Here is a 12,467-nt window from a genome sequence, read left to right as displayed (position 1 = left end):
AACAAGTTTTTGTTGGAGAGTTTGATCCTGGCTCAGGACGAACGCTGGCGGCGTGCTTAACACATGCAAGTCGAGCGGAAAGGCCCTTCGGGGTACTCGAGCGGCGAACGGGTGAGTAACACGTGAGCAACCTGCCCTAGGCTTTGGGATAACCCCGGGAAACCGGGGCTAATACCGAATAGGACCGTCGATCGCATGATCGTTGGTGGAAAGTTTTTCGGCCTGGGATGGGCTCGCGGCCTATCAGCTTGTTGGTGGGGTGATGGCCTACCAAGGCGACGACGGGTAGCCGGCCTGAGAGGGCGACCGGCCACACTGGGACTGAGACACGGCCCAGACTCCTACGGGAGGCAGCAGTGGGGAATATTGCACAATGGGCGGAAGCCTGATGCAGCGACGCCGCGTGAGGGATGACGGCCTTCGGGTTGTAAACCTCTTTCAGCAGGGACGAAGCGTAAGTGACGGTACCTGCAGAAGAAGCGCCGGCCAACTACGTGCCAGCAGCCGCGGTAAGACGTAGGGCGCGAGCGTTGTCCGGATTTATTGGGCGTAAAGAGCTCGTAGGCGGCTTGTCGCGTCGACTGTGAAAACCCGCAGCTCAACTGCGGGCCTGCAGTCGATACGGGCAGGCTAGAGTTCGGTAGGGGAGACTGGAATTCCTGGTGTAGCGGTGAAATGCGCAGATATCAGGAGGAACACCGGTGGCGAAGGCGGGTCTCTGGGCCGATACTGACGCTGAGGAGCGAAAGCGTGGGGAGCGAACAGGATTAGATACCCTGGTAGTCCACGCTGTAAACGTTGGGCGCTAGGTGTGGGGGGCCTCTCCGGTTCTCTGTGCCGCAGCTAACGCATTAAGCGCCCCGCCTGGGGAGTACGGCCGCAAGGCTAAAACTCAAAGGAATTGACGGGGGCCCGCACAAGCGGCGGAGCATGCGGATTAATTCGATGCAACGCGAAGAACCTTACCTGGGTTTGACATGGCCGCAAAACCGGCAGAGATGTCGGGTCCTTCGGGGGCGGTCACAGGTGGTGCATGGCTGTCGTCAGCTCGTGTCGTGAGATGTTGGGTTAAGTCCCGCAACGAGCGCAACCCTCGTTCGATGTTGCCAGCGCGTTATGGCGGGGACTCATCGAAGACTGCCGGGGTCAACTCGGAGGAAGGTGGGGATGACGTCAAGTCATCATGCCCCTTATGTCCAGGGCTTCACGCATGCTACAATGGCCGGTACAATGGGCTGCGATACCGTGAGGTGGAGCGAATCCCAAAAAGCCGGTCTCAGTTCGGATCGGGGTCTGCAACTCGACCCCGTGAAGTCGGAGTCGCTAGTAATCGCAGATCAGCAACGCTGCGGTGAATACGTTCCCGGGCCTTGTACACACCGCCCGTCACGTCACGAAAGTCGGCAACACCCGAAGCCGGTGGCCCAACCCTTGTGGAGGGAGCCGTCGAAGGTGGGGCTGGCGATTGGGACGAAGTCGTAACAAGGTAGCCGTACCGGAAGGTGCGGCTGGATCACCTCCTTTCTAAGGAGCACCTTCCACCGAAGGGTGGTAAGGAGCCCGCGACCTGCGAATGTCGGGTCGGGGTGCTCGATGGCGGAGACACTGGTGAGTTTTTCCCTGGCAACGGCCGGAATCTTCTAGTACGCATCTCTTCGGGGGTGGTGGAACGGGGGTTGTGGTGCGGCTGGGGAGGGGCGGATGGCACCCTGTTGGGTCCTGAAGGAACAACCCGTGGTGGTTGGTTCTTCTAGGCGTAACTGCCAGGCATGACCTGGTCTCGCAAACCGGATCCGTGTGGGTTTAGGTGTGGGATGTGGTGGGTTGTGGGTTGGTCGTTGGTTGAGAATTGCACAGTGGACGCGAGCATCTTTGTGGTCAAGTTGTCAAGGGCGAACGGTGGATGCCTTGGCACCAGGAGCCGATGAAGGACGTGGGAGGCCGCGATAGGCCTGGGGGAGCTGTCAACCAAGCTGTGATCCCAGGGTGTCCGAATGGGGAAACCTGGCATCAGTCATGTGATGTCACCTGCACCTGAACACATAGGGTGTATGGGGGGAACGCGGGGAAGTGAAACATCTCAGTACCCGTAGGAAGAGAAAACAATTTAGTGATTCCGTGAGTAGTGGCGAGCGAAAGCGGATTGAGGCTAAACCGGCTGCGTGTGATACCTGTCAGGGGTTGCGTGGTCGGGGTTGTGGGACCCTGCTGAACATGCTGACACGTGTTCAAGGAGTTATAAAGTCAGTGGCTAGCCGAACAGTCTGGAAAGGCTGACCGTAGGCGGTGAGAGTCCGGTAGGTGAAAGTTGCTGACCTTCTGTGGGTGTTCCCGAGTAGCGGCGGACCCCTGAAATCTGCCGTGAATCTGCCAGGACCACCTGGTAAGCCTAAATACTTCCTGGTGACCGATAGCGGACAAGTACCGTGAGGGAATGGTGAAAAGTACCCCGGGAGGGGAGTGAAATAGTACCTGAAACCGTTCGCCTACAATCCGTCGGAGCCTTGCGGGGTGACGGCGTGCCTTTTGAAGAATGAGCCTGCGAGTTAGTGGCATGTGGCGAGGTTAACCCGTGTGGGGGAGCCGTAGCGAAAGCGAGTCTGAATAGGGCGTTTTTAGTCGCATGCTCTAGACCCGAAGCGGAGTGATCTAGCCATGGGCAGGCTGAAGCGCGGGTAAGACCGCGTGGAGGGCCGAACCCACCAACGTTGAAAAGTTGGGGGATGACCTGTGGTTAGGGGTGAAAGGCCAATCAAACTCCGTGATAGCTGGTTCTCCCCGAAATGCATTTAGGTGCAGCGTCGCGTGTTTCTTGCCGGAGGTAGAGCACTGGATGGTCTAGGGGGCCCACAAGCTTACCGAAATCAGCCAAACTCCGAATGCCGGTAAGTGAGAGCGCGGCAGTGAGACTGCGGGGGATAAGCTTCGTAGTCGAGAGGGAAACAGCCCAGATCACCAGCTAAGGCCCCTAAGCGTGTGCTAAGTGGAAAAGGATGTGGGGTCGCATAGACAACCAGGAGGTTGGCTTAGAAGCAGCCACCCTTTAAAGAGTGCGTAATAGCTCACTGGTCAAGTGGTTCCGCGCCGACAATGTAGCGGGGCTCAAGCACACCGCCGAAGCTGTGGCATTCACATTTTACTTCGCCAGGCCTTGATGTCTGGTGCAGGTGTGTGGATGGGTAGGGGAGCGTCGTGCCGGGGGTGAAGCATCCGAGTGATCGAGGTGTGGACGCGGCACGAGTGAGAATGCAGGCATGAGTAGCGAAAGAAGGGTGAGAAACCCTTCCGCCGGATGACCAAGGGTTCCAGGGCCAGGCTAATCCGCCCTGGGTGAGTCGGGACCTAAGGCGAGGCCGAGAGGCGTAGTCGATGGACAACGGGTTGATATTCCCGTACCCGCGAAAGAGCGTCCCTGATGAACCTCGTTGTGCTAACCACCCGAACTGGCGGCGGTCTTCGGACCAATGTTGGGGAGCGTGGGAACCTGGCGGGTAGTAGTCAAGCGATGGGGTGACGCAGGAAGGTAGCTGAGCCCGGCCGGTGGTTGTGCCGGGGTAAGCGTGTAGGCCGTACCATAGGCAAATCCGTGGTGCACAGGGCTGAGACGTGATGCCGAGCCGATTCAGGTGAAGTCAGTGATCCTATGCTGCCGAGAAAAGCCTCTAGCGAGTTCTTAGCGGCCCGTACCCCAAACCGACACAGGTGGTCAGGTAGAGAATACCGAGGCGATCGGGCGAACTGTGGTTAAGGAACTCGGCAAATTGCCCCCGTAACTTAGGGAGAAGGGGGGCCGGAGACGTGAAGCCCCGCGCGGGTGGAGCGTTGTATGGCCGCAGAGAGCAGGGGGAAGCGACTGTTTACTAAAAACACAGGTCCATGCGAAGAAGTAATTCGATGTATATGGACTGACGCCTGCCCGGTGCTGGAACGTTAAGGGGACTTGTTAGCTCTTCGGGGCGAAGCGGAGAACTTAAGCGCCAGTAAACGGCGGTGGTAACTATAACCATCCTAAGGTAGCGAAATTCCTTGTCGGGTAAGTTCCGACCTGCACGAATGGCGTAACGACTTCCCCACTGTCTCAACCACAGGCCCGGCGAAATTGCAGTACGAGTAAAGATGCTCGTTACGCGCGGCAGGACGGAAAGACCCCGGGACCTTTACTATAGCTTGACATTGGTATCCGAATTAGCTTGTGTAGGATAGGTGGGAGCCGGTGAAGTCCGTACGCCAGTACGGGTGGAGGCAATCTTGAAATACCACTCTGGTTGATTTGGGTATCTAACTTCGGACCGTTATCCGGTTCAGGGACAGTGTCTGGTGGGTAGTTTAACTGGGGCGGTTGCCTCCTAAAAGGTAACGGAGGCGCCCAAAGGTTCCCTCAGCCTGGTTGGCAATCAGGTGTTGAGTGCAAGTACACAAGGGAGCTTGACTGTGAGACTGACAGGTCGAGCAGGGACGAAAGTCGGGACTAGTGATCCGGCACTTGCGAGTGGAAGCGGTGTCGCTCAACGGATAAAAGGTACCCCGGGGATAACAGGCTGATCTTCCCCAAGAGTCCATATCGACGGGATGGTTTGGCACCTCGATGTCGGCTCGTCGCATCCTGGGGCTGTAGCAGGTCCCAAGGGTTGGGCTGTTCGCCCATTAAAGCGGTACGCGAGCTGGGTTTAGAACGTCGTGAGACAGTTCGGTCCCTATCCGCCGTGCGCGTAGGATACTTGAGAAGGGCTGTCCCTAGTACGAGAGGACCGGGACGGACGAACCTCTGGTGTGCCAGTTGTCCCGCCAGGGGCACGGCTGGTTAGCTACGTTCGGAAGGGATAACCGCTGAAAGCATCTAAGCGGGAAGCTCGCTTCAAGATGAGGTATCCCACCATCTTCGGATGGGTAAGGCCCCCAGCTAGACGACTGGGTTGATAGGCCGGAAATGTAAGCCCGGTAACGGGTTCAGTTGACCGGTACTAATAGGCCGAGGACTTGACTACATACTTTTTGCTTCGCGTCCACTGTGTGATTCACGGCTAACGAACAACCCGGCCGGTTGTTTGATATGTCGATAGTGTTACGGCGGTCATGGCGGAGGGGAAACGCCCGGTTACATTCCGAACCCGGAAGCTAAGCCCTCCAGCGCCGATGGTACTGCACTCGGGAGGGTGTGGGAGAGTAGGACACCGCCGGACTTCTTTCACGAGGGCCACCCCGTTGCCGGGGTGGCCCTCGTTGTATTTTCCGAGTAGTTCCGCATGCCTCGCCCAGGTCGTCCGCCGGACGGTCCCTCTGGAGACGGGCCGGCGGACGGTGCCGTGGTGTGGGGTCACGCCCGGGTCTGGATGCCCTCGCGGATCTGGCGGAACAGCGTGCCGGCCGCGTCGACCGGTCGCCCCGGGAACATCCCCATCGCGACGCTGCCGTGGTCGGCCCACCCGCAGACCGCGAAGTCGCCGCCCTCACCGCTGGTGGTGCCGCACTTCATCACCCCGGCGAGGCGTCCGGCCGGCACCTCGCGCAGGCCCTCCACCGCTCCGGTCTCGTCGGTCATCATCCCGAACAGGGTGTCCAGCTCCCGTTCCGGCTGCCAGAGCAGCGTGGTGCCGCCGAAGACGAGCACGGACTTCCGCTCGTCCGCGGGATCCTGGTAGACCACGCCGAAACTGCGGTCCAGTTGGATGCTGGCGGCGAACCCGCTGCGCAGGTAGTCCGCCGTGCTCCGGGCCCGCTCGCTGTCGTCCTGCCGGAGCCCGGCGACCTCGGGGCGTACCGTGACGTCGGTGTCCTTCTGCTGTGCCACCCGCCAGCCGAACGTGCCGAAGACGGCGGTGCCGAGCAGCCCGACGGCGAGCCCGGCCCCCATGGCGATCTTCCAGCGTCGCGACCGGGGGGCGCGCGGCGTGCTCTCCTCGGCGTCCGGGTCGGGGTGGCCCAGCCGGATCGGTTCCATGGTGAGGTCGATCGGCTCTGACTGGTCGGGCAGCGAACGCTCGGACAGGTGTGCGTCGGACATGTCCGCCACCGTACGCGAACACCAGGTGGGGCACGTCGGGTCCGCCGAAGCGCTCCGTAGACTTTCTTAGGTGACCGAGAGACTGGATGCCCGACGCCCCGACGCCCCGGAACTGCCCGCCCAGTACCAGCCGGGCGAGGTGGAGCAGCGACGGTACGAGCAGTGGGTAGCCGACGGCCACTTCCGGGCGTCGGCGGAGAGTGACAAGCCCCCGTTCACCATCGTCATCCCGCCGCCGAACGTCACCGGCTCGCTGCACATGGGCCACGCGCTCGACCACACCGTCCAGGACGCGCTGGTCCGGCGGAAGCGGATGCAGGGCTTCGAGGCGCTGTGGCTGCCCGGCATGGACCACGCCGGCATCGCCACCCAGAACGTGGTGGAGCGGCAGCTCGCCGCCCAGGGGCTCTCCCGGCACGACCTCGGCCGGGAGAAGTTCGTCGAGCGGGTCTGGCAGTGGAAGGCCGAGTCGGGCGGTGCGATTCTTGGCCAGATGCGCCGGCTCGGCGACTCGGTCGACTGGGACCGCGAGCGTTTCACCATGGACGAGGGACTCTCCCGGGCCGTCCAGACGATGTTCAGGAAGTTCTACGACGACGGCCTGGTCTACCGGGCGGAGCGGATCATCAACTGGTGCCCCCGCTGCCTGACCGCGCTGTCCGACATCGAGGTGGAGCACACCGACGACGATGGCGAGCTGGTCTCCATCCGCTACAGCGACGAGGTCGTGGTGGCCACCACCCGGGCGGAGACGATGCTCGGTGACACCGCCGTGGCGGTGCACCCCGACGACGAGCGCTACCGGCACCTGATCGGAACCGAGGTGGAGGTGCCGCTGACCGGGCGGCGTATCCCGATCGTGGGGGACGAGCACGTCGACCCGTCCTTCGGCACCGGCATGGTCAAGGTGACGCCGGCGCACGACCCGAACGACTTCGAGATCGGCCAGCGGCACGACCTGCCGTCCCTGACGGTCATGGACGAGCGCGGGGTGATCACCGCGCACGGTCCGTTCCAGGGACTGGACCGGTTCGAGGCCCGTCCGGCGATCGTCGCGGCGCTGCGCGAGCAGGGCCGGATCGTCGCGGAGAAGCGGCCGTACGTGCACGCGGTCGGGCACTGCTCGCGGTGCCGGACGACGGTGGAGCCGCGGCTGTCGTTGCAGTGGTTCGTCAACACCACCCCGCTGGCCCAGGCGGCCGGCGACGCGGTGCGCGACGGTCGGGTGCGGATCGAGCCGGCGGAGCTGTCGAAGCGGTACTTCGCCTGGGTCGACAACATGCACGACTGGTGCATCTCGCGGCAGCTCTGGTGGGGGCACCGCATCCCGGTCTGGTACGGCCCGGACGGCGAGGTGGTCTGCGTCGGCCCGGACGAGCAGCCGCCCACCGGCGAGGGCTGGCGGCAGGACGAGGACGTCCTGGACACCTGGTTCTCCAGCGGCCTGTGGCCGTTCTCCACGCTGGGCTGGCCGGAGCAGACCCCGGACCTGGCGAAGTTCTACCCGACCAGCGTGCTGGTCACCGGGTACGACATCCTCTTCTTCTGGGTCGCCCGGATGATGATGTTCGGCCTCTACGCGATGGACGGCCGGCAGCCGTTCGACGTGGTGGCCCTGCACGGCATGGTCCGCGACCAGCACGGCAAGAAGATGTCGAAGTCGTTCGGCAACGTGGTCGACCCGCTGGACTGGATCGACCGGTACGGCGCCGACGCCACCCGGTTCACCCTGGCCCGTGGCGCGAACCCCGGTGGGGACGTGCCGGTCAGCGAGGACTGGTGCCAGGGTTCCCGGAACTTCTGCAACAAGCTCTGGAACGCCACCCGGTTCGCGCTGATGAACGGCGCGCACACCACCGGGCCGCTGCCGGCCGCCGCCGAGCTGTCGACCGTCGACCGGTGGGTCCTGTCCCGGCTGGCGCACGTCACCGCCGAGGTGGACGCGCAGTTCGAGGCGTACGAGTTCGCCAAGGTCTGCGACCTGCTGTACCACTTCGCCTGGGACGACGTCTGCGACTGGTACGTGGAGCTGAGCAAGCCGGTGCTCGCCGAGGGCGGCGCGGCCGCCGACGCGACCCGCCGGGTGCTCGGTCACGTGCTCGACCAGCTGCTGCGACTGCTGCACCCGGTCATCCCGTTCGTCACCGACGAGCTGTGGACCGCGCTGACCGGCGGTGAGACGGTCCTGACGGCCACCTGGCCGGTCGCCGACCGTACGCTGGTCGACGACGCCGCGGAGGGCGAGGTCGACACCGTCCAGCGGGTGGTGACCGAGATTCGCCGGTTCCGCTCCGACCAGGGGCTGCGGCCGACCCAGCGGGTGGTCGCCCGGCTCGACGGGCTCGCCGGGGCGGGCGTGGCCGCGCACGAGCGGCTGATCCGTTCGCTGGTCCGGCTCGACGCGGCCGGGGAGGACTTCCAGGCCAGCGCGACCCTGACCCTTCCCGGTGAGGTGGTCGTCGCCCTGGACACCCGGGGCTCGATCGACGTGGCCGCCGAGCGGGCCCGGCTCACCAAGGACCGGGCTGCCGCCGAGAAGGAGGTCGCGCAGGCGCGGGCGAAGCTCGACAACCCGGCCTTCGTCGGCAAGGCCCCGGAACCGGTGGTCGACAAGATCCGTGGCCGGCTCGCGGCGGCCGAGGCCGACCTCGTCCGGATCGACTCTGCCCTGGAGGCGCTGCCCTCGTGACCGACCGCACCGAGAACCCGGACCGTACCGACCGTGCGGGACGCGCCGAGCGCGCCGACCGGACGGGTTTCGCCGCTGTCGAGGCGGAACTCGCCGGTCGCGGCTTCACCCGCATGGTGTTCGAGCTCGACCGCATCGAGATGCTGCTCGACCTGCTCGGCAGCCCGCAGCGGGCGTACCCGTCGATCCACCTGACCGGCACCAACGGCAAGACCTCGACCGCCCGCATGATCGACTCGCTGCTGCGGGCGTTCGGGCTGCACACCGGCCGGTACACCAGCCCGCACCTGGAGAACGTCCGGGAGCGGATCAGCCTGGACGGGGAACCGGTCGGCGAGGAGCGCTTCGTCGACACGTACCGGGAGGTCGCGCCACTGGCCGCCCTGGTCGACCAGCGCTCCGCCGAGCCGCTGACCTACTTCGACATGACCACCGCGTTGGCGTTCGCCACCTTCGCCGACGCCCCGGTCGACATCGCCGTGGTGGAGGTCGGCCTGGGTGGCGCGGAGGACGCGACCAACGTGCTCCAGGCCGGGGTGTGCGTGCTGACCCCGATCGGACTGGACCACACCGAGTGGCTCGGCGACACGATCGAGGACATCGCCCTGGCCAAGGCGGGCATCATCCACAAGGGCGCGACGGTGGTCTCCGCCGCGCAGGAGGACGAGGCTGCCCGGCCGATCCTGGAGCGCTGCGCCGAGGTGGGGGCGACCATCGCCCGGGAGGGGGCCGAGTTCGGCGTCCTGCGGCGGTCGGTGGCGGTCGGCGGGCAGGTGCTGACCCTCCAGGGTCTCGGCGGCGTGTACGACGAGGTCTTCGTCCCGCTGCACGGCGCGCACCAGGCACAGAACGCGGCGGTGGCGCTGGCGGCGGTCGAGGCGTTCCTCGGCGCGGGCGCGAAGCGCCAGTTGGACGTAGAGACGGTCCGGGAGGGTTTCGCCACGGCCAGCTCGCCGGGCCGGCTGGAGCGGGTCCGGATCGCCCCGACGGTGCTGTTGGACGGCGCGCACAACCCGCACGGGATGACCGCCACGGTCACCGCGTTGCAGGAGGAGTTCGCGTTCAGCAAGCTGGTCGCCGTGGTGGCGGTGCTCGCCGACAAGGACGCGGCGAGCCTGCTGGAGCTGCTGGAACCGGTGGTGGACCAGGTGGTGGTGACCCGGAACAGCTCGCCCCGGGCGATGCCGGTGGCCGAGTTGGCCGCGCTGGCCGCGGAGATCTTCGGCCCGGACCGGGTGGAGAGCGCCGAGGAGATGCCGGACGCGATCGAGGCGGGCGTCGCCCTCGCCGAATCCGACGTGCCGGGGGAGTTGAGCGGGGTGGGTGTGCTGATCACCGGTTCGGTGGTGACGGTGGCCGACGCCCGTCGGCTGCTGAAGCGGTGAGCGGCTCCGACCCGGTCGCCGGGCCGGACACGCCGCGCGGCGCGGAGATGTCGGACGGGACCCCGGGGGACCGGGGCGCCGGCCCGTCCGGGTCGGACGCGCCGCCGGCCGGCCGCCGCTCCGGGCTGCGTAACCCGGAGCGGGCGGTACGCGGGCTCGGCTCCGCCGTGCTGGTGCTGGAGGCGTTGGTGCTGCTGCTGGCGATCCAGCCGATCCGGGTGCTCGGCGGTCAGCTCAGCGGTGCCGCGATCGGGCTGATCGTCGGTCTGGCCGTCCTGGCGGTGCTGCTCGCCGGCCTGATGGGCCGTCGCTGGGCGTGGCACCTGGGCACCCTGCTCCAGGTCGCGCTCGCGTTCGGCGGCTTCCTGCACCTGTCGCTGGCGGCGCTCGGCGTCATCTTCGGCCTGGTGTGGGCGTACGCGTTGCACGTCCGGCGGGTGATCCTGGCCTGAGCCCGAGCCCGAGCCCGAGGCCGCCCGCCGACGCGACGCTGGGCGCGGCGCAGCACGCCACCGGTGGCCGGCGGAGCACGGGGCGGCATCGTCGACCGGTGCCGCCTGACGGAGGCACCGGTCCGGTGGAGGTCATCCCGGGGTGGCGGGGTGGGCGGGGTCAGGCATCGGCGCGGGTGCGCCACTGGGTGAGGGCGATGCCGTGGCCGTCCGGGTCGCGGAAGGCGGCGGCCCAGACGTCGAGTTTCGCGCCCCGGTTGACCACCCGGGGGGCGTAGGTGAAGCGGACGCCGGACTCGCGGAGCCGTTCGTACGCGGCCTGGATGTCGTCCACCTCGAGGTTGACGTGCACGAGCCGGCGGCTGATCGGTGCGGCCTCGCTGACCTCGCGGAGCACCAGCCGGGTGCTGCCGGAGGCGAGGACGGCGTTGCCCGGACCCCGGTCGACCTCGGTGAAGCCGAGGATGTCCCGGTAGAACGCCAGCGACCGGTCCAGATCGGTGACCAGCACGGTGATCCCGACGCCGCTGATCGGGGTGGTGCCGGTCCCCGCGTCGTACCCGAAGATCGCCTCGTCCAGGTCGTCGGCGGCGGGTTCGTCGTCGGGGGCGTCCAGGGGGACGTCGACCGGGTCGACGATCGGCTCGTCGGTGCGCTGCCGGACGGGGACGACCGGCGTGTCGACCGATGCCCCGGCCGACCTGCCCTTGTCAGCCGGCGTGCCCTGCTCGGCCGGCGCGGCCTGTTCAGCGGAGCTGGGTTGCCCGGCCGGCCTGACCGGCCCGGTCGGGGTGGCCGGTGCAGCGGAGCTGGCGTGCTCGGCCGGCCCGGTCGACTCGATGAACATGACCCGTTCGGTCGGCTCGTCCGCGTCGCTCGACCCGGTCGGCTCGGGCGACCCGACCGGCTCCGACGAGGGCTCGCCGTACGGATCGTGCGGCGCCGACGCGGAGCGGTTCGCGTCGGGGGCGGCGAGGGGCTCGTCGTACGGGTCGCGGTACGGGGAGGTGGGCGGGCCGGCGTCCGGGGTGCCGGGGACCTCGCCGTACGGGTCGCGGTACGGCGACGCGGGCGGGTCGAGGTCCGGGTCGCCGGGCGGCTCGTCGTACGGGTCCCGGTACGGGCTGCGCGGTCGGCCGGCGTACGGATCGTCGGGCGGGCCGGCGTACGGGTCGCCGTACGTCATCGGCGGTGCGTCCTCCACGGGCGGACGGGGGGCGGGGGTGGCGCGGCGCGGCAGCGGGGCCGTCGACTCGACGAGGGTGCCCTCCAGCACCACCGGGCCGCCCGGACGCTGGTGGACCACCACCGCCTCCCGGTCGTCCGGGAGCCCGTCGACGTCGTCGAGGAGCGGGTCGGTGCCGGGTGCGTCCCGGTAGTCGTCGTCCAGGCCGCGCTCGGCCCACGGCGGCGCGTCCTGCTGGATCAGGACCTCGTCGAGCGGGTCCGCGCCGGCGTACTCCGGCGGCAGGTCGGCCATGGTCGCGGCCGTCTCGGCATGCGTGGGGACCTCGTCCCAGAGCACCCGGACCCGGCGCTGGTCGTCGAGGGCGACCCGGATCGGCAGGGTCTGCCCGATCGCGGGCCACTTGGCGACCGGTACCCGCGGCTCGATGATCTTCTTGGACCGGGGCGGCAGTCCCGGGGCGTCGATGACGAGCTGCAACTCGCAGCGGCCGAAGGAGTATGTCGTGGGCGGCTCGGAGGCGCTGTGCACGTGCCCGACGCCGATCACCCAGGCGCGACCGCCGGTCCTGAACGTGGCCAGCGCGATCGCCAGGGCCACCAGCGCCACACCCAGTGCGACGATCGACCAGCTCGTCATACCGAGCCCGAACAGGACCACGAAGGTCGCCACGGTGCCCAGCACCGCCGCGATCAGCTTCCGCACCGGCGCGATCGACCGGTTCCCGCCATTCGCCACTGTGGACCTCCCAGGG

The 12,467-nt window shown here is 66.7% G+C and carries 5 protein-coding genes and 3 rRNA genes; 6 read left to right on the top strand and 2 right to left on the bottom strand.

Going from position 1 to position 12,467, the window contains the following annotated elements:
* Window positions 1-9 precede the first annotated feature (9 nt).
* The 3 genes from IGA62_RS05785 to rrf all read left to right on the top strand — a co-directional run bounded on the left by IGA62_RS05785 (window position 10) and on the right by rrf (window position 5,180).
* A 16S ribosomal RNA gene (locus IGA62_RS05785) occupies window positions 10-1,524 on the top strand.
* Between the two features lie 352 nt (window positions 1,525-1,876).
* Window positions 1,877-4,985: ribosomal RNA gene (locus IGA62_RS05780) — 23S ribosomal RNA — on the top strand.
* Window positions 4,986-5,063: 78 nt separating this feature from the next.
* Window positions 5,064-5,180 (top strand): 5S ribosomal RNA (gene rrf, locus IGA62_RS05775).
* Together the 16S, 23S and 5S rRNA genes form the textbook arrangement of a ribosomal RNA operon.
* Window positions 5,181-5,314: 134 nt before the next feature.
* Here the strand turns inward: rrf and IGA62_RS05770 are convergent.
* Complete coding sequence (locus IGA62_RS05770; RefSeq protein WP_145815924.1) at window positions 5,315-6,001, bottom strand: hypothetical protein; 687 nt, start codon at window positions 5,999-6,001, stop codon at window positions 5,315-5,317.
* Between the two features lie 70 nt (window positions 6,002-6,071).
* On the opposite strand from IGA62_RS05770, the gene IGA62_RS05765 reads away from it, so the two are divergent.
* From IGA62_RS05765 to IGA62_RS05755, 3 genes are all read left to right on the top strand, one after another.
* Window positions 6,072-8,690 (top strand): valine--tRNA ligase, encoded by a 2,619-nt coding sequence (locus IGA62_RS05765; RefSeq protein WP_145815925.1) that lies wholly within the window; start codon window positions 6,072-6,074, stop codon window positions 8,688-8,690.
* Between the two features lie 113 nt (window positions 8,691-8,803).
* Window positions 8,804-10,075 (top strand): bifunctional folylpolyglutamate synthase/dihydrofolate synthase, encoded by a 1,272-nt coding sequence (locus IGA62_RS05760; RefSeq protein WP_145821771.1) that lies wholly within the window; start codon window positions 8,804-8,806, stop codon window positions 10,073-10,075.
* A gap of 47 nt (window positions 10,076-10,122) precedes the next feature.
* Complete coding sequence (locus IGA62_RS05755; protein WP_145821772.1) at window positions 10,123-10,527, top strand: DUF4233 domain-containing protein; 405 nt, start codon at window positions 10,123-10,125, stop codon at window positions 10,525-10,527.
* Between the two features lie 160 nt (window positions 10,528-10,687).
* On the opposite strand, the gene IGA62_RS30870 is transcribed toward IGA62_RS05755, so the two are convergent.
* A complete protein-coding gene (locus tag IGA62_RS30870) occupies window positions 10,688-12,451 on the bottom strand; it encodes a VOC family protein (protein ID WP_145815926.1) in 1,764 nt (587 codons plus the stop codon).
* Between the last annotated feature and the right edge of the window lie 16 nt (window positions 12,452-12,467).

This window comes from Micromonospora sagamiensis, from assembly GCF_014680085.1.
Taxonomy (GTDB): Bacteria; Actinomycetota; Actinomycetes; order Mycobacteriales; family Micromonosporaceae; genus Micromonospora; species Micromonospora inyonensis.
Note: the sequence above shows the minus strand (reverse complement) of the source record. Positions and strands in the feature narration are given on the sequence as shown.

Bases quoted from the DNA above. Each gene is read 5' to 3' on its own strand.
- IGA62_RS05755 (WP_145821772.1), top strand. From the start codon at position 10,123: ATGTCGGACGGGACCCCGGGGGACCGGGGCGCCGGCCCGTCCGGGTCG.
- IGA62_RS05760 (WP_145821771.1), top strand. From the start codon at position 8,804: ATGGTGTTCGAGCTCGACCGCATCGAGATGCTGCTCGACCTGCTCGGC.
- IGA62_RS05770 (WP_145815924.1), bottom strand. From the start codon at position 6,001: ATGTCCGACGCACACCTGTCCGAGCGTTCGCTGCCCGACCAGTCAGAG.